18 protein-coding genes, 2 tRNA genes and 1 riboswitch are annotated in these 16,283 nt (G+C 38.6%); of the genes, 10 read left to right on the top strand and 10 right to left on the bottom strand.

Annotated elements, in window-relative coordinates:
- Window positions 1-17: 17 nt before the first annotated feature.
- The 3 genes from L655_RS0108200 to L655_RS1000000127550 form a co-directional block, all read right to left on the bottom strand.
- Window positions 18-110: transfer RNA gene (locus tag L655_RS0108200), tRNA-Ser, on the bottom strand.
- A gap of 51 nt (window positions 111-161) precedes the next feature.
- Window positions 162-252, bottom strand: a tRNA-Ser gene (locus L655_RS0108195).
- 218 nt (window positions 253-470) lie between these two features.
- Window positions 471-611 carry a hypothetical protein gene (locus L655_RS1000000127550; protein WP_004335040.1) on the bottom strand — a complete coding sequence of 47 codons (141 nt, stop codon included), beginning with the start codon at window positions 609-611 and terminating at the stop codon, window positions 471-473.
- A gap of 324 nt (window positions 612-935) precedes the next feature.
- Between L655_RS1000000127550 and L655_RS0108185 the strand changes: the two genes are divergently transcribed.
- A complete protein-coding gene (locus L655_RS0108185) occupies window positions 936-1,805 on the top strand; it encodes a YegS/Rv2252/BmrU family lipid kinase (protein WP_024604722.1) in 870 nt (289 codons plus the stop codon).
- A 37-nt stretch (window positions 1,806-1,842) separates the two neighbouring features.
- Here the strand turns inward: L655_RS0108185 and L655_RS0108180 are convergent, their stop codons facing one another.
- On the bottom strand, window positions 1,843-2,772 hold the full coding sequence (locus L655_RS0108180) for an EamA family transporter (protein WP_024604721.1): 930 nt from the start codon (window positions 2,770-2,772) through the stop codon (window positions 1,843-1,845).
- A gap of 102 nt (window positions 2,773-2,874) precedes the next feature.
- Between L655_RS0108180 and L655_RS0108175 the strand changes: the two genes are divergently transcribed.
- Window positions 2,875-4,317, top strand: a complete 1,443-nt coding sequence (locus L655_RS0108175; protein ID WP_024604720.1) for a PLP-dependent aminotransferase family protein — start codon at window positions 2,875-2,877, stop codon at window positions 4,315-4,317.
- Between the two features lie 238 nt (window positions 4,318-4,555).
- On the opposite strand, the gene L655_RS0108170 is transcribed toward L655_RS0108175, so the two are convergent.
- Entirely contained in the window at window positions 4,556-5,350 is a 795-nt protein-coding gene (locus L655_RS0108170) for a YggN family protein (RefSeq protein WP_024604719.1), read from the bottom strand.
- A 387-nt stretch (window positions 5,351-5,737) separates the two neighbouring features.
- Between L655_RS0108170 and L655_RS0108165 the strand changes: the two genes are divergently transcribed.
- Complete coding sequence (locus tag L655_RS0108165; RefSeq protein WP_007579801.1) at window positions 5,738-5,923, top strand: hypothetical protein; 186 nt, start codon at window positions 5,738-5,740, stop codon at window positions 5,921-5,923.
- Window positions 5,924-6,041: 118 nt separating this feature from the next.
- On the opposite strand, the gene L655_RS0108160 is transcribed toward L655_RS0108165, so the two are convergent.
- The 3 genes from L655_RS0108160 to L655_RS0108150 all read right to left on the bottom strand — a co-directional run bounded on the left by L655_RS0108160 (window position 6,042) and on the right by L655_RS0108150 (window position 7,613).
- Window positions 6,042-6,539: a glutathione peroxidase gene (locus L655_RS0108160; protein ID WP_024604718.1), complete on the bottom strand. Its 498-nt coding sequence runs from the start codon at window positions 6,537-6,539 to the stop codon at window positions 6,042-6,044.
- Window positions 6,540-6,612: 73 nt separating this feature from the next.
- Window positions 6,613-6,912 carry an AzlD domain-containing protein gene (locus L655_RS0108155; protein ID WP_004335020.1) on the bottom strand — a complete coding sequence of 100 codons (300 nt, stop codon included), beginning with the start codon at window positions 6,910-6,912 and terminating at the stop codon, window positions 6,613-6,615.
- Window positions 6,909-7,613: an AzlC family ABC transporter permease gene (locus L655_RS0108150; RefSeq protein ID WP_024604717.1), complete on the bottom strand. Its 705-nt coding sequence runs from the start codon at window positions 7,611-7,613 to the stop codon at window positions 6,909-6,911. Before L655_RS0108150 ends, L655_RS0108155 begins: the two co-directional genes overlap by 4 nt.
- 107 nt (window positions 7,614-7,720) lie before the next feature.
- Between L655_RS0108150 and L655_RS0108145 the strand changes: the two genes are divergently transcribed.
- The 4 genes from L655_RS0108145 to L655_RS0108125 all read left to right on the top strand — a co-directional run bounded on the left by L655_RS0108145 (window position 7,721) and on the right by L655_RS0108125 (window position 11,883).
- Window positions 7,721-8,377, top strand: coding sequence for a cytochrome b/b6 domain-containing protein (locus tag L655_RS0108145; RefSeq protein ID WP_004335011.1), 657 nt, complete (start codon window positions 7,721-7,723; stop codon window positions 8,375-8,377).
- Window positions 8,378-8,465: 88 nt separating this feature from the next.
- Window positions 8,466-8,553: riboswitch (cyclic di-GMP riboswitch) on the top strand.
- Window positions 8,554-8,649: 96 nt separating this feature from the next.
- Window positions 8,650-9,213, top strand: coding sequence for a hypothetical protein (locus L655_RS0108140; protein ID WP_024604716.1), 564 nt, complete (start codon window positions 8,650-8,652; stop codon window positions 9,211-9,213).
- Between the two features lie 137 nt (window positions 9,214-9,350).
- On the top strand, window positions 9,351-11,426 hold the full coding sequence (locus L655_RS0108130) for an oligopeptidase B (protein ID WP_024604715.1): 2,076 nt from the start codon (window positions 9,351-9,353) through the stop codon (window positions 11,424-11,426).
- 58 nt (window positions 11,427-11,484) lie between these two features.
- Window positions 11,485-11,883: a hypothetical protein gene (locus L655_RS0108125; RefSeq protein WP_024597142.1), complete on the top strand. Its 399-nt coding sequence runs from the start codon at window positions 11,485-11,487 to the stop codon at window positions 11,881-11,883.
- 22 nt (window positions 11,884-11,905) lie between these two features.
- On the opposite strand, the gene L655_RS0108120 is transcribed toward L655_RS0108125, so the two are convergent.
- On the bottom strand, window positions 11,906-12,658 hold the full coding sequence (locus tag L655_RS0108120; protein WP_024604714.1) for a LytTR family DNA-binding domain-containing protein: 753 nt from the start codon (window positions 12,656-12,658) through the stop codon (window positions 11,906-11,908).
- Window positions 12,659-12,896: 238 nt separating this feature from the next.
- Between L655_RS0108120 and L655_RS1000000127925 the strand changes: the two genes are divergently transcribed.
- Window positions 12,897-14,354, top strand: a complete 1,458-nt coding sequence (locus L655_RS1000000127925; RefSeq protein ID WP_241764464.1) for a TonB-dependent receptor plug domain-containing protein — start codon at window positions 12,897-12,899, stop codon at window positions 14,352-14,354.
- Window positions 14,355-14,430: 76 nt separating this feature from the next.
- Here L655_RS1000000127925 and L655_RS1000000127920 read toward each other — a convergent pair whose 3' ends face one another.
- Window positions 14,431-14,571, bottom strand: coding sequence for a hypothetical protein (locus L655_RS1000000127920; protein ID WP_241764463.1), 141 nt, complete (start codon window positions 14,569-14,571; stop codon window positions 14,431-14,433).
- Between L655_RS1000000127920 and L655_RS1000000127915 the strand changes: the two genes are divergently transcribed.
- On the top strand, window positions 14,513-15,853 hold the full coding sequence (locus L655_RS1000000127915) for a TonB-dependent receptor (protein ID WP_343222913.1): 1,341 nt from the start codon (window positions 14,513-14,515) through the stop codon (window positions 15,851-15,853). The genes L655_RS1000000127920 and L655_RS1000000127915 overlap by 59 nt on opposite strands.
- Before the next feature lie 161 nt (window positions 15,854-16,014).
- A partial coding sequence (locus L655_RS0108110; RefSeq protein WP_029751642.1) for a transposase domain-containing protein occupies window positions 16,015-16,283 on the top strand: 269 nt, incomplete at its 3' end.

Genomic DNA, 16,283 nt, shown 5'->3' with positions numbered 1-16,283 from the left:
GTGGTTTAAATTAAGTATGGTGGAGAGGGAGGGATTCGAACCCTCGATAGAGCTACAAACTCTATACTCCCTTAGCAGGGGAGCTCCTTCGGCCACTCGGACACCTCTCCAACGCATAACCGGTTGTATTGATGGAGTAAAAAAAGCCACCAATTAAAATATGGTGGAGAGATAGGGATTTGAACCCTAGATGGGCTATAAACCCATGCCGGTTTTCAAGACCGGTGCATTCGACCACTCTGCCATCTCTCCGTGACGCAGAATAATACTTAGGTGATACCGCTGTGTAAATAGCAAAATGACTGTTTGCCTAAAAAATATACGTAAATGAGGTTTTTTTTGTAAATAAGGGGAAATTAAGGCAATTTTTAATAAAATAAATAGGTTGCAGCAAACAATGGGAGCTAAATAAGTGACTTCATTTAGTGGTTGAGTGTTCGCTGCACCGAAAAATAATCATGGTTGGGTGATTATTTATATTGAGCTGCACCGCTAAGTGCTAGTCTTTTACCAATCGTGTTAAGTTTAGCTAACATTCTTGCTTTACGATTAGTTGGTTTAACGGCTACTTGCGCTGCTGCTGTTTGATTTAATGTATTAATTGGTTTCATTATTTTGCTCCGGTTGTATCTGTTGAAATCGCGTGTATTTTGCACGTTGTTTGATTAAAAATACAACGACAAAAATTGAGCCTGAGGGATTAGTTAAACTAATCTGAATTAATTTTATTAATGTGCAATTCAGTAAGTTGTATTACTGTTTTTGCATAGGTATTTAGATGGCAGTTGGTTTAAACCCCTTTACTGTTGGGTTTTTTCTTTTTTAATTTATTTTTATGCATTTTATATAGTGTTTTTTGATTATTTATTCAGATTAAAAAAATTTAATTAAAAGTTTGTTATCTCACTCTAAAATACATTGCTGGAAACAAAAGCTTGTCACTACTAATAATTATTAAACCAAGTATCAAAAAACAGAGCCAAAAATCATTGGCATGGCTTAAAAAAACCTGTAAAAAACGCAGCTTTTCTTATTGTATATTCAGTACTACGGGAAGCTTTGACGATGACTGCGCTCAAATAAGGTTGTTACTGAGTAAATTTCCCAAAGTAGTTGCACTAGGTGGCGATGGGACATTGAACTTGGCGGTTAATGCGCTAATAGGGAGCAGCTGTTCGTTAGCATTATTACCTTGCGGTACAGGTAACGATTTCTCCAGAGGGTTTAATTGCAAAGAAGATGATTGGCGAAAGGCATTATTTAATACACTGACAGCCATTGATATAGGAAAAATTAATAGCCGCTATTTTATTAATATTGCAGGGGTAGGATTTGATGCTCATGTTATTAAAACAATTAACGAGAAAGCTAATTTTTCATCTTTTGACTACAGTTGGACGAGTATTAAAGAGCTATTTTATTATCAAGCTCAGCAGTTACAAGGTACGTTTAATAACGATGCTCGGCAGTATCAAAATTTAATTACTGTATTTGCTAATCATAAGTACTTTGGTGGCGGGCTAAAAATAGCGCCAAAAGCAGATTTAATTGATGGTCAGCTTGAGTGTTATCAAATGCGATCGGGTGGGCTTTTTTATAATGTAATAAGCTTTATTAAGTTATTTTTTAAGCGTCATGAGTATATAAAAAACCTTACCTATAGTCGTTTAAATACAGCTTCTATAAATACTGAAGGGCTATTGATTGAAGCAGATGGTGAGCTGATAGGTAAAACTCCTGCAGTTGTTAGTGTGCATGGACAGGCCTTACTTTTTCATATGCCAATAAAAAAGCGCCTACAGTAAAGTAGGCGCTTTTGCGTTAGTTGCGTTAATAACGCGTCTAACTGGGGACGGAGCCACTTTTAGCTATTGCTCTATTAGCTAAAAAGGCGTTAATTCGTTTTGTTGGGGTAAGCACAATGGCGTTACCTAATAGCACTAAGCTAAACCCTGCAAAGGTATTTGCGTGCCATTCAAAGCCTTCAAAAAAGCTACTCAGTGTTACTGCCACTAATGGGAATAAAACAATAACGTAGCTGGCTTTTTCAGGGCCTATATTTTTTAGTAGTGCAAAGTAGCAACCAAAAGCGATTACGGTGCCAAATATTGATAAGTAGAGTAATGATAACCAGTAACTCGGTGGCGCGTTTACACTAAATTGCACGCCATTCATTAATACATATAGCGCTAAGCCTACGGCGCTATATAACATGCCCCATGCATTACCTTGTAATACACCAATTTGCTTACGAGAATTTCGAACGCTTACCATATTACCTAATGAAGCCACAAAGGTACCGCCAAGAGCAAGTAGTAACCCGACCAATGCACCATTACTTAAGTCGAACTGCTGTAACTGCGGCCAAAACAGACACGTAATACCTAATACAGCAAGAACAGCCCCTGTATAAATTCGCTTTGAGATTGGTTTACCAAAAAATAATCGAGTGTTAACTATGTTCATAACCAGCAGCATCGAAAAGGCAATGGAGCTCATGGCTGAGGTTAGGTAATTTTGTGCCCAGTAAAGCATTAAGTAATTTGAACCAAAGTTAAACAGAGCTAATAAAGCAAAAAAGCCATGATCGACTAATGAGAAACGCATGTCGGGTTTTTTGTACGCTACATACAACCACATTAAAAGCGCTGCAATAGCAAAGCGATAAAATAACGATAACTCGACTGCAATATCGCCTAGTTGAAATTCTATGGCTAACCAAGTAGAACCCCAAATTAAAACGGTTGTAATGTATAGCGCTGCACTTTTCATGGTTAGTCCTCAAAGCCCGATTGAATGGCTATTTTAAGACCTATCTGTATACTTACCATATACAGAAAAGTAAAAATGTAACCTATACAGATTTGGTGTGTGATGATAAGACAAAAAAATAGCCAAGGGCACGATTTTTTATATCAACAAGTTATTCAGTTAATTAGGGATATGAGTGCTCAACAAGTTTTACTCCCCGGCGAAAAACTACCATCACTACGTAAAATGGCAGATAACTTAAATATAAGTATTCCCACTGTAAAACAAGCGTATCAAGCACTTGAGGATCAAGGGCTAGTAGAGGCACGCGAAAAATCAGGTTACTTTTTAAAAGCTGTTAACGCCGCGCATAACTTACCTAAGCGAGTTAAATTAAGTCGCGAGCCTGTTGTGGTAAATAAACAAGCCTTAATAGAGCAGGTATACAGCGCCATTCATCAAGCTAACGTAGTCCCTTTTGGTATCGCTAATCCTATAGCCGCTGCACCTACCGATAAAGCACTGGCCAGAAATATGCGCCGAGTAATGACAATTGCCGGTAGTAAAGCCATTAACTATGGGCCAACAGATGGATTTGTGCCGCTGAAAAAGCAACTAGTGCATCGCTATCTAGATTTTGGCATTGGTATTGATATGGACGAGCTTGTGATCACCAATGGTGCACAAGAAGCCATGGCTATTGCACTTAAGTGTGTGACAAAGCCAGGCGATGTAGTTGCCATTGAGACGCCTTGTTATCACGGGATTATAGAGCTAATAGAGAGCTTAGGCCTCAAAGCGCTCGAAATACCACTGTGTCCAGATAACGGCATTTGGCTAAACGATTTAGAACGTGCTTTAAACGAGCATGATATAAAAGCGTGTTTATTCTCGACAGCAATTAGCAACCCTGTAGGCAGCTTTATGCCAGATAAAAACAGGCAGCAGCTGGTGGAGCTACTTGAAAGTCATGACGTAGTGCTTATTGAAGATGACGTATACGGTGATTTATATTTTACGGCAAAACGAGGCACACCTGCTTTAGCGTACTCTAAAAAAGGATTAGTGATTAGTTGCTCATCTTTTTCTAAAACGGCAGCGCCGAGCTATCGTGTAGGTTGGTTAGTTGCGGGTAAATTTGCACCGCAAGCACGAAGATATAAACGTGCACTAAGTTGCTCCGCTTCGTTAATAAACCAATGGGCGTTATCAGAATTTATTGCCAGCGGCGAGTACGACCGTAACTTAAAGATACTCAGGCAGCGCCTGCGCGATAACAAAGAGCGTATGCGATGGTGCTTACAGCAAGCGATGCCAAAAAATACACGTATAAGCGATCCAAAAGGGGGTTGCGTTATGTGGCTAGATTTAGGAGGCGAATACGATAGTCAAAAATTATTTTTACTTGCTCTTGAAGTTGGTATTAGTATTACCCCTGGGCTTATTTTTTCAGCCTCTAATAAGTATAAAAGTTGCGTAAGGTTAAGTTACGGTGTGCCGTGGAACGCGCAAATTGAGCAAGCAATAGTTACATTGGGTAAACTCACTTTATTAGCTAAAAAGTAATACCAATCTGCTTATATATGGGGTCTATTTAACGTTAAGAAAATTACGCTAGAACTAGGCAAAAGTTTTTGTATCTAGTTGTTCTAAATAAAAAATTTTTAACGAAGTTATAGTGCAATTTAATTCGTTAAACTGATCAAAGATTTATGCAGGTTGGTATAAGTCAACGAAATACAAAAAAGCAGCATTTAAGTAAACTTAAGTGCTGCCAAAGGGATGTTAAATAATGTTTGCTGTACTAATTTTGTTTAAAGCTAAATAACTGGTAACCTTTAAGCTCTGGCACTTGCATTACTAATTGCTCTTCTTGTTTTGCAATATCAGCAAAGTTTCCACATAAAGAGTTGGCACGTTCTTCAATTGCGCTTGCATGTAGCTCTACTTTTTCTTCTATTTGTGCACCCATATTTTCCATACGTTGTTCAAAAGCATCCATATCACCGCCTGAACCAAGTAACTCAGAACCTAAAGCTACTAAAATACTGCCCATTGATTGCATCACTGCTGATTCAACCGCAGTTTCTATCTGCTGCTCAAATTGTTGTTCAAAGTTTTCGCCAAATTGATTAAAACTTTGTTGGCCCATCACAAATGTACCTTGCTGGTAAAATGTGTTTTCTACTTCGATTTTAATGTCATCCATAAGCTCAGACATATTATCAAGACCGTCAATATTAAATGCATTGGCTACCTCTTCTAATGCTACTCCGGCAATTTTAACACCCTCAAGCGCTATATTAGCTACTTCAGGTAATTGTGTGCGTAAACTATCAGAGTACTTGGTTAGCGCTTCGCGCTGCGAATTATTTAGTGCTACAAATTCGCCATTTACAGTTAAGTCACCATGGGTATTAAACTGCATGGTTCTATTGTTGACGGTAAAAATCTCCAATTCGTTTGGCTTAATGCGCACATCATTTTTAAATTCGACGTTACATTCATCATTACTAAATGAAATTGCAGAATCGTTATCGTTATGAGCCATAGCGGCTGGCGTACAAATTAATGCGCTAACTAATAGTAATTTTTTCATGTTTGTTCTCTACTTTTTGTTGATGACGATTAACTAATAACAAGTTTGGTGCCAGTTTTATTTTTTAATATAAAACATATGGTTAACTGTTTTTGTTTGTTTTTTAGTAAATGAAACTAATTAATAAATAACTATTTTTTAGTCAAATTGGCTAACTAATAAAAATTAATAAATTTTATTTATCGATACGATAAAAAACTCTCACTTTCCTCAATTCAAATTTAGCGCTATTTATTCACATTACTGACATAAAGACTATTTACAGTAGTCACGTGGCTTTATTTTGATGTTAATTTGCACAGCATTTTGACGTTAAACATTTTAATTTTACCGACTATTGCGATAATAAAATCCTTGGTTGGTCTCAAACACTTTATGGAGTGGGTTGTGGGTAAGACATTTAGTTACGATGCGCTAGATGACGATTTTGTTGAAGACGAGTACGAAATGCTCGGCCGTAATCAACACGATAAGAACAAGCAAAAGGTTAAAAAGAAGTTGGAAGACTACCTTGAGCAAAAACGCTTGCGTAAAAATCTAGGCGAAGATGATTTAAGCGATTACACCGATTAAATTTCACTAGTATAAATAAAATACCAATTAATATTGAGAGTTTAAATGTGCAGTTATGCGTATGTTTAAGTTTCAGTAGTATTGGCAATAAAGAGGCCTTGCGCCTCTTTATTACTTTTTAAAGCGCACCTTTAGTATGTGCCAAAGCTTTTTGAATTGTAAGTTCTAGCTTTTCGGGTTTAGTGAAAGGTGCATAACGTTTAATTGGCGTGCCATCTGCAGCAATTAAAAATTTAGTAAAATTCCACTTTATTTTACGTGTTAAAAAACCAGGTAAAGCCGATTTTAAAAAACGAAAGACTGGGTGAGCATGCTTACCGTTTACATCTACTTTGGCTGCCATTAAAAAACTCACACCAAAATTAATTAAACACCCTTGCTCTATTTGTGTAGCGTCGCCGGGTTCTTGCTGACCAAATTGATTACACGGAAACCCTAAAATAACTAAACCTTGGCTGGCATATTTATTATGCAAAGCTTGAAGCGACTCGTATTGGTAGGTAAATCCACATTTACTTGCGGTATTAACAATAAGCACAACCTTATCTTCAAAATCACTAAAGTTAATAGGTTGACCCTGCAAGCTTGTTGCGCTTAATTGATGAAATTTGTGCATATTGGCGTCTTTTTTATTATTGTTATTGGTATTTTAACCTGAGTGCAGTATTTCATAAAGTACAAAGAGTGCTCTAATTTAATATTAAAAATAGCCCCATACCGGCAAGTGTTGTGTAATAAATATTATGTGTTTTATAGGCAACAATGATGGCGACTATTGCTGCGCTTAAATAAGGGTTTTGCCAGTTTAAGTTAATGCCATCTTCATTCAAAAACACGATAGGCACCCAAATTGCTGTAAGCACCGCAGGTGCGCTAAAGCTTAAAAATTGCTGCATTTTAGGACCTACTTTAAACGGTAAAGCGCGGTGTAAAAATAAATAACGCGTAAAAAATGTAATGCACGCCATGAGTAAAATAGTTGTCATCATAGCGTTGCCTCCTTTTTAGCTGTTAGCCTTGCTGTGCTGTAACCTGCGGCCATTGCCAGCAGCGCTGAGCAAACAAGCCATAACTCAAATCCTGTACTTTTTAAAAGCGTTGCGCTAACGCCTGCTACAAGTACCGTAACGAGTGAGGCTAAATTTTTGATTCCCGGAATAACCAACGCGATAAACGTGGCAGCAATCGCAAAGTCGAGCCCTAAATTAGTTAAGTCGGGCAGCATTGTGCCCGCTACAATGCCAATTAATGTCCAAATATTCCATGCAATATAAAAGCTAAAACCAGCGCTTAATGCGTATATTAAACGTGTTTTTGTTCTATATGCTTTTCGATGATGAGAAAACGCAAACAGCTCGTCGGTTAAAACAAAGCTCACCGGTAAGCGCCAACGCATAGGTTGATCAATCACCTTATGACGCACAGCTAAACCGTATAAAAAGTGCCGAGAGCTAATAATAAATGTTGTGAATAAAATTGTGAGCAATGGTGTGTTGCCCGCCATAAGTTCAATCGCAACAAGCTGTGCAGAGCCTGCAAATACTAATAACGACATTGCTTGGGTTTCAAAGGCGCTAAAACCATTTTGAATCGCTAAAGAGCCGCATAAAATACCCCAAGGAACAACGGCTAAACACAGTGGTAGCATATCTAAAAAGCCTTTTAAAATAGCTTTTTTAACTGGTTGCATGATATTTACTCTCACGGCTTGTAGAATGGCTCATAATGATACCTTAATATTATGATGTTAAAGTAGTTAACAAATTAAATAATACTGTTTTTTTAAGGATAGGCACAATGACGACGTTAAAAGTGTGGGATGGGTTTATTAGATGCTTTCATTGGTTTTTGGTTGTAAGTATTGCAGTGCTTTATTTTAGTATTGAAGAGGGTATGATTGAGCTTCACTTTGTTGCAGGTTTTTTTACTTTAGCACTTATAGTAACACGTTTAATATGGGGTGTTATTGGTAGTAAAACCGCGAGATTAAGTGGGTTACTGCACTCTCCTAGTGCTATTTTAAAGGCGCTAAAAACACCAAGCGACTCGTTAGGCCATTCGGCACCCGGTAGCTGTATGGTGATAGTGTTTTTTATATTAATTATAACGCAACTTGCAAGTGGCTTAATGAGCAGTGATGGCATTTTAACTGATGGCCCGCTTGCTCAATATGTGTCTAGCGATACGATTGATTTTGCCAATTGGCTACATGAGCTGAATTTTGACATTTTACTCTATGCTATTGGCTTGCATGTATTAGCTATTATTGTTTATAGAATAAAAGGCAAACCGCTAGTTAAGGCGATGATCACAGGCTCAAAAGAGTTAAAAGCGGATGACTCTGAGGCTAAAGTAACTAAAGCGTCTTGGCCTGCGTGGTTAATATTTATATCTTTATTGGTGTTGCTGGTATTTACGTGGGCGAAAGAGCCTTTAACTTATTTGTTTAGTTAACAATACATTAAACCAACCTTAAAGGGTTGGTTTTTGTTTTTGGTTACATTCTTTTGTTTGATTGTTATGCGGGGTCGAATTATAATCGCCGCATTGCTGGCAAACTAGCCGAAAGGTTAGGACGCAAAGTTTCCGGTCTAAGGCTTTTTAAAAGCTATGGTAGCGGGACTACTGCATAACGTGTTGTTATGTATCACTTGCCCTCAGTGTATTTTTTGTGTATCCATAGTGTATGGATAAGATTTTGTAACTCTTAAGGTGTTGCCGTGTTTATGCATACGTCGTTGGCCTGTGGAAAGTGGTCAACAATAGGTTGCTTAAATCATCATACCCAATTATTTATTGGTGATGTGGTGAGTGTAATCTTTTACGACATGCAAGGAGAGCTGGTTAGTTTATCATTTGATTACAAGATCACCTCGCTTGAGCAAGGTGAGCCTCACGCATGGCCACGTTTAGTTGCCGAGCATATTAATGTGCATGTTCCTCTGGTTAGCGCAGGTAAAATGACCGAACAGGGTTTAATTGTAGCCTATAGAAATAATGAAATTTTTGCTTTGCAAAGCAGTGGTATATGTAAAGCACACATCGACTTTCATTGTATTGCAAAATGCGATGAGCGTGTTGTTAAGAACCTTGATACTTATGATTACGTGTACCCTGAAAATTGTGAAAACTATAATGCGGGTACAAAGGTATTGCAGCCAAAAACTGGGCATGTATATCAATGCAGGCCTTGGCCATTTAATGAGTTTTGCCGCACGAATGACGATAATAAGTCTATGTTCGAACCTGGTGTAGGGCAAAGCTGGGCTATGGCATGGCAGCAAATATAAAGCTTAAATTATCTTCCCAAAGGTATAGCGGTTTTAGTAATGAAGCGTTTACCGTTTTAGCCCATCCAACTATTGGGTGGGCTTTTTTATTTTTATGATAAACTGCAAATCACATTATTTTTTTAATTGGTTTTGTTGTGTCTCGTCCTGTCTACTCTTTAAGTTTATTACCTAATTTCCCGATTGCTAAACAGCAAGCCCATACATTAAGTACTCATAATAAGATACGTACCGATAATTACTATTGGATGCGTGATGACGATCGCCAGGATGAGCAAGTACTTGCGCATTTACATGCTGAAAATGCGTACTGCGATGAACAGTTAGCTGCTATGAAGCCACTACAAAATACACTTTTTGAAGAGTTAAAAGCACGGATTGTAAAAGATGATAATTCGGTACCCGTTAAAGATGGGAAATACTGGTATCACTCAGAAGTTCGTGGTGATGATGAATACTCGCGTCACTATAGAAGTACGAGTATAAAGGCCGATAATAAAGAGCTTTTACTCGATGTGAATGTCTTAGCTGAAGGATTTGAGTTTTTTGAGCTGGGCGAAGTCGCACTAAGTCCATGCGAGCAGCTTATGGCTTACTCTGAAGATACTGAAGGTCGTCGTATTTATAATGTTCGCTTTAAAAGCTTAGCGACCGGTGAAATGCTACCTGATGTACTTGAAAATACAGAAGGACAAGTTGTTTGGGCTAACGACAATAAAACTGTTTTTTATGTAAAAAAAGATTTAAAAACGCTATTAGGGTACCAAGTATTTAGGCATGAGCTTGGCTGCGAGCAAAGCCAAGACGTAATGGTCTACGAAGAGCAAGACAGCAGCTTTTTTATGGGACTTGGTAAAAGCCGCGATGAAAGCTTAATTATTATTGATTTAGCATCGACAGAGACCAATGATACATGGGTGCTTGATGCTAATAAGCCCACTGGCGAATTTAAAGCATTAATGCCGCGTGAAGATGGCCACGAGTTTGACGTAGATAAGCTAGGTGACACATTTTATATTGTGACTAACTGGCAAGCTAAAAACTTTAGATTAATGACGGCAACAAACGAAACAATTGCTGATAAAACACAATGGGTTGAGCATACAGCTCACAGAGAGAATGTACTGCTTGAAGGTGTAGAGTTATTTAATGACTTTTTAGTATTGAGTGAACGCGAGCAAGGGCAAGCTCGATTTGTAGTTGTTAATAGGCAAGGGGATCGTATGGCACTTGAGTTTGCCGATCCTTGTTATTATGCTGCAATAGCAATGAACCCAGAGCCAGACACAGGCACTGCGCGTATTTATTACTCAAGTTTAACAACACCAGGTTCTTTATATGATGTTGATTTAGCAACTGGCGAAAAAACACTACTTAAACAGCAAAAAGTACTCGGTAGTTTTAATGCCGATGACTATCAGTCTGAGCGATTAATGGTAACTGCTCGCGACGGAGTTAAAGTACCCGTATCAGTTGTTTATCGAAAAGACAGCTTTAAAAAAGATGGCTCAAATCCGTTATTTCAATACGGTTATGGTGCGTATGGCTATACGATTGATCCAAGTTTTTCAAGTTCATCGCTGAGCTTGCTCGATCGTGGTTTTGTTTATGTAATAGCACATGTTCGAGGCTCTGAAATGCTAGGTCGTCAGTGGTACGAACAAGGTAAAAAAGAGCATAAACAAAATAGCTTTAGTGACTTTACTGATGTGACAAAAGCGCTTGTTGCACAAGGCTATTGTGATAGCAGCAAGGTGTTTGCCTCAGGCGGCAGTGCTGGTGGTTTATTAATGGGGGCGGTTGTAAACCAAGCACCAGAGTTATATTGCGGTGTTGGCTGTCATGTACCATTTTTAGACGTATTAACCACGATGCTTGATGAAAGTATTCCGCTCACAACAAATGAATACGATGAATGGGGTAATCCAAATGAGCCTCAGTTTTATGATGTAATTGAAGCTTACTCGCCGTATGACAATATTCGCGCCCAAAACTATCCGAACATACTCGTTACTACCGGTCTTCATGACTCACAAGTGCAGTATTGGGAGCCTATGAAGTGGGTTGCAAAAATGCGTGAACTTAAGACTGATAGTAATATTTTAGTATTTAAAACCGATATGGATGCAGGGCACGGTGGTGCATCAGGTCGCTTTAAAAGTTTAGAGGAAAAAGCACTCGAAATGGCCTTTTTTATTGCTTTATTAAATTAACTGCAAAATCGGAAAATTGTATTATCCTATATAGAAGTTGATATATGTAAGGCGATTTATGTTTGGTGCACATGGTGAATTTCAAATTTGTTCACAGCCCCCTCAGATGTATTTAGAATTGAAAGGGAGCTTTAATAATGAAGGCATTACGCTGTTAACTAATGGAGTTGTTCAGGAGTTGAGCACTCACCCTGAAAATACGATTAAGTTTGTGGTTGTTAATTTAAAAGAGTTTGAGCTGTTAACTTTGGATGGCCTCGATTCATTAGAGGCCTATTTTGCCGGTGTAAAAGAACGTGGCTATCAACGAGTTGACTATATAAACATTAATATCATAGCTAAAAATATGTTTGAAAAAGTATGGAAAAATAGCGATGTAGAAGTTAATTTTTATAAAGATACCGAAAGCTATTTATTAGTGCACCCAAATGACAGTTATATAAAACAGAACTGGTAATTAATATGAGTATTATAAACCGCTATTGAAGAGGGCTTATAATACTCTCTAAATAACCTTTATAGCGCCGTGAAAGGTTTAAACACATATCGTTTTTCAGCCTTACTCTATAATCGCCACTGTCAGTAGGCATCAGTTCGCAAATAGCTTGTCTTCTTACCAGCGTTGAGCGATGAATGCGAACAAACCCTTCTGGTTCTAGTTGTTGTTCAATATTTTTCATGGTTTCGCGATGTAGTACCGGCGTATTACCTTGGGTAAAATGCAGCTCTACATAGTTGCCCGCGCCATTTATCCAAATAATATCATTGATATCAATTAGCCTTACCTTACCGACATCTTTAACCACAATGTGTGATGATGGCTTTTCAGCTTGTGTGCTTTGCTGGTATTTGCGTTCGGCCGCACTTGCAATCGGGCAAAGGTGAATCAGCTTATCAAAGCACTTATCAATACGTGATGCAGTTGAATCTAATATTAAAAAATCAACAGCGCCAACTTCAAAGGCAAAACTCGCAAAATGTCCCGATTGGGCAATAATGACTAACTTCAGCTTTTTAGCAAGCTCTGTTAAATGCACTATTTGCATAGGGTCAGCTAGGTTGGTTAGTTCGTAAAACAGTACATTGTATTGATCAGTGTCTATTTGATCTAATCTATTTGTTTGAAGAAAAGATTGAGATTCAAAGTGCCGGTGATCTTGCACGCGCTTTGTTAAAAATGTTGCAAACTTAGTGTTACTAACAAAAGTTAATGCATGAAAAGAAGCGATCATTATTTTATATCTCTTGCTGTATATAATAATAAAGACCGTGCTTAGCGGAAAAACTGTTATGAAAAGTACAATATATTTATAAAATAATTGTGACGTACTAATTCATCCCATAAAACCAGCTATTCGTACCAAAGACTACGCCTCATAAATAATGCCCGTAGAGTGTTTAAATAAATCCCCTTACTGTAATCCGCGAAGTAACCATTTAGTTACAAAAATAACAATTCAGGGGAATTATATGACATTAACTAACAAAGGTAGCGCGCGATTATTTAAAAAATCGTCGTTAACAGTTGCGCTAAGCAGCGCGATACTTGCAAGCTTTTCATTTCAAGGTGTGGCTGCAGAAGATGACGAAATAACTAAAATAGAACGCGTACAAGTTACAGGTTCTCGAATTCGTTCAGCTGAGGCAATGTCATCTGCTCCTATTCAAGTTGTAGATAGTGCTGCTATTGATGCATCAGGGTCGTTAAATATTCAAGACTTATTATTAGAGAACCCTGCATTTGGTACACCAGCTATTAGCCGAACTAACTCAAACTTTAATACCGCAAGTGCGGGTGTTGCTACTGTTGATTTACGTAATTTAGGCTCTAACCGCACATTGGTTTTAGTGAATGGTCGTCGTTATGTATCAGGTGTACCAGGTAGCTCTGCTGTCGATTTAAATACTATTCCGAGTCAATTCATCGAACGTGTTGAAATTATGACAGGTGGTGCTTCATCTGTTTATGGTTCTGACGCTGTTGCTGGTGTAGTTAACTTTGTACTAAAAGATGATTTTGAAGGTATTGAATTCGAAGGCCAATATGGTGAATCAAGCGAAGGCGATGATGAATCACGCCAATTTAACTTTACCTCAGGCTTATCAAGCTCAGATGGTAAAGGGCACGCGATGTTCCATCTTGGGTATTCTGATCAAGGTGCTGTTTTTTCACGTGACCGTGACCGCTCGGCAGTAGACCAATTTTCAGGTATCTTCTTTGAAGATGATCCAGTAGCAAACCCGGGCTCTGTATTTGATGCTGTAAGCCCATTTTTATCTTCATTTCCGCCACAGGGTCGCTTTAGCGCTGGGGATGAAACATTTACGTTTAATGATGCAAACACCCTACAAAACTCGTTTAGTACTAACGGTGGCGATGGCGTAGCTGCAAATGGTTTTAACCGAAGTGGCGTACGTACGATAGCGATACCTACAGAACGTTACTTATTTGCCTCAAATGGTAGCTACGAGCTAAGCGACAAGCATAGCTTTTTTTATGAAGGTACTTACGCTGCAACAACAACCGTTTCTGAATTAGAGCCATTTCCTTTTGCCTCTGACGACATCTATGCAAATGGCCAAGTACCAATTGAATTTAATGTAAACGGTGAAATATTGCGTAACGCATTTGTACCTGATGATATATATAACGCAGCAACCGACACCGACGGTGATGGTATGCGTGATATCTTTTTTGCAAAGCGCTTAAGTGATATCGGTAACCGTGGAGCACGAGCTGAGCGTGATACATTCCGTTTAGCACTAGGCTTTCAAGGTGAAATAGCAGATGGTTGGTTCTACGATACTTACCATGTATACGGTAAAACAAAAGAGCAGCAAGTTTCTGGTGGTTTAGTTAACGTACAAAGCTTTCGTCAAGGTTTAGAAGCTGTTATCGATAGCCAAGTATCGATAGCCAAGATTTAGATGGTGATGGTATTACTGACGAGGTTATCTGTATCGATGCGACAGCTCGCGGCTTTAACTGTGCGCCTGTAGACATTTATGGTTTTAATTCGTTATCACAAGGTGCTATTGATTTTGTAAGTGCACCTAGCTCTCTTTCAACGTCAGTTGAGCAAGAAATCATTGGTGGTAATATCTCAGGTGATTTATTTGAACTACCAGCGGGTGTTGTAGGCATTGCTGCTGGTTTTGAATACCGCGAAGAATTTTCACGCAGTGAGTTTGATGCTCTACAGCAAGCTGGCCTTAATGCGGGTAATGCAATTCCAGCAACAGAAGGCTCGTTTGATGTAACTGAATATTATGTAGAAGCAAACATCCCCGTGCTTGATTCTGTAACAATGAATGCAGCAGTTCGTTTGTCTGACTACTCAACAGTAGGCAATACTGAAAGTTGGAACGTGGGTGTAGATTGGGAAGTAATGGATAGCTTACGTTTACGTGCTACCCGTGCACGTTCAACACGTGCTCCAAATATCGATGAACTATTTTCTCCACCTTCACAAACTTTCCCAAGTGGTTTAAACGATCCATGTTTAGGTGTTACTAATAGTGGCGGTGGTGCTGCAGGTGATGCTTGTCGTACAGATGTTGGTGTTACAACTAATATCGCCTCAAATGGCGAGTTCACGCTTAACCAGTCTGACTTACAAGGTATTAGTGGTTTTAACCGTGGCAATCAAGATTTAAAAGAAGAAGTTGGTGACTCTGTAACAGTAGGTTTAGTATTTACACCAGAAAATCTAATATCAGGCCTAGACATTACGCTTGATTACTTTGATATCGAAATTACAGATGCAATCGTATCAACACCTCGTCAGTTTATTCTTGACCAATGTTATGGTGGTGGCGATACAAGCTTTTGTGACTTTGTAACTCGTCGTAGTGCGCCATCAGGTAATAATAGTGCTGGTTCACTAGAGTTTATTGACAGTGGTGTATCTAATAGTGGTGGTTTAGGTACAGAAGGTGTTGATTTAACACTAATGTACTCTACTGATATTGGCCCAGGTGCGTTTAGAACTCGCCTTGCTTATACTTACCTAATCGATGGTTATAGCATTCCACTTCTTGGCGCTGATAAAGATGAGTTTGCTGGAGAAATTGGTGCATCAGAGCATAAAGCTAACTGGAACTTTGGTTATAAACTTAACGACTTTGATTTTAACTGGAGCTTAACTTACATTGGCGCTGCAGACTTTGATGATCAATTCTTAAGTGGTTTTGGTATTGCTCCAGGTGGAGTAGGGATTGGTTCAGTGACATATCATGATGTTCAAGCAAGTTACCATATCAGCGATTCAACAGAGCTTTACGCTGGTGCGAGTAACTTATTTGATAAAGAGCCACCACGCATTTTATCGGGTGTGAGCGGTTCAAGTACTGGTACTGAAACAGATGCAGGTACGTATGACCCAATTGGTCAATCATTCTACATAGGTTTTAGAAGTAAATTCTAACCAACAATAACGACACTAATATAGTTACTTAATTAGTAACGTTCACAAAGCCTCAGTATTGCAGGTAACACCGATCAGTTAAGGTATTTTTGATCGGTTGACCGATCTTTTGGTTGCTTCTCACAATACCCTTATCATCTTTTGATTATGAGGGTATTTTTATGCTTAGTCATTGGTTACTTGATACAGATATATTCGCCACTCCTGACTCTTTATCTACATTTCAGAAACATATCCCTCTTGAGTGGATTTCTAATGTGCTCGAGCAGACCGATAAAGCAAGTATTCGCAAACGTAAGTTACCTGCTGAGCTTGTCGTCTGGCTTATCATTGCAATGGGTCTTTTTCGCGACCGCTCTATTAGTGACGTTGTTGAGAAGTTAGATTTAACACTCACTGATACCCTGGGCGATACGGTTGCTCCAAGTGC

Origin of the sequence: Pseudoalteromonas sp. TAE79, from assembly GCF_000498015.1 — a bacterium.
Lineage (GTDB): Bacteria > Pseudomonadota > Gammaproteobacteria > Enterobacterales > Alteromonadaceae > Pseudoalteromonas.
Note: the sequence above shows the minus strand (reverse complement) of the source record. Positions and strands in the feature narration are given on the sequence as shown.

Coding starts and splice junctions, on each gene's coding strand:
- L655_RS0108160 (WP_024604718.1), bottom strand. CDS start 6,539: ATGCACAAATTTCATCAATTAAGCGCAACAAGCTTGCAGGGTCAACCT.
- L655_RS1000000127920 (WP_241764463.1), bottom strand. CDS start 14,571: ATGCCTACAACACCCGCTGGTAGTTCAAATAAATCACCTGAGATATTA.
- L655_RS0108180 (WP_024604721.1), bottom strand. CDS start 2,772: ATGAAAAGTGCAGCGCTATACATTACAACCGTTTTAATTTGGGGTTCT.
- L655_RS0108120 (WP_024604714.1), bottom strand. CDS start 12,658: ATGATCGCTTCTTTTCATGCATTAACTTTTGTTAGTAACACTAAGTTT.
- L655_RS0108125 (WP_024597142.1), top strand. CDS start 11,485: ATGTTTGGTGCACATGGTGAATTTCAAATTTGTTCACAGCCCCCTCAG.
- L655_RS0108145 (WP_004335011.1), top strand. CDS start 7,721: ATGACGACGTTAAAAGTGTGGGATGGGTTTATTAGATGCTTTCATTGG.
- L655_RS0108150 (WP_024604717.1), bottom strand. CDS start 7,613: ATGCAACCAGTTAAAAAAGCTATTTTAAAAGGCTTTTTAGATATGCTA.
- L655_RS0108155 (WP_004335020.1), bottom strand. CDS start 6,912: ATGATGACAACTATTTTACTCATGGCGTGCATTACATTTTTTACGCGT.
- L655_RS0108175 (WP_024604720.1), top strand. CDS start 2,875: ATGATAAGACAAAAAAATAGCCAAGGGCACGATTTTTTATATCAACAA.
- L655_RS1000000127550 (WP_004335040.1), bottom strand. CDS start 611: ATGAAACCAATTAATACATTAAATCAAACAGCAGCAGCGCAAGTAGCC.
- L655_RS0108140 (WP_024604716.1), top strand. CDS start 8,650: ATGCATACGTCGTTGGCCTGTGGAAAGTGGTCAACAATAGGTTGCTTA.
- L655_RS1000000127925 (WP_241764464.1), top strand. CDS start 12,897: ATGACATTAACTAACAAAGGTAGCGCGCGATTATTTAAAAAATCGTCG.
- L655_RS0108170 (WP_024604719.1), bottom strand. CDS start 5,350: ATGAAAAAATTACTATTAGTTAGCGCATTAATTTGTACGCCAGCCGCT.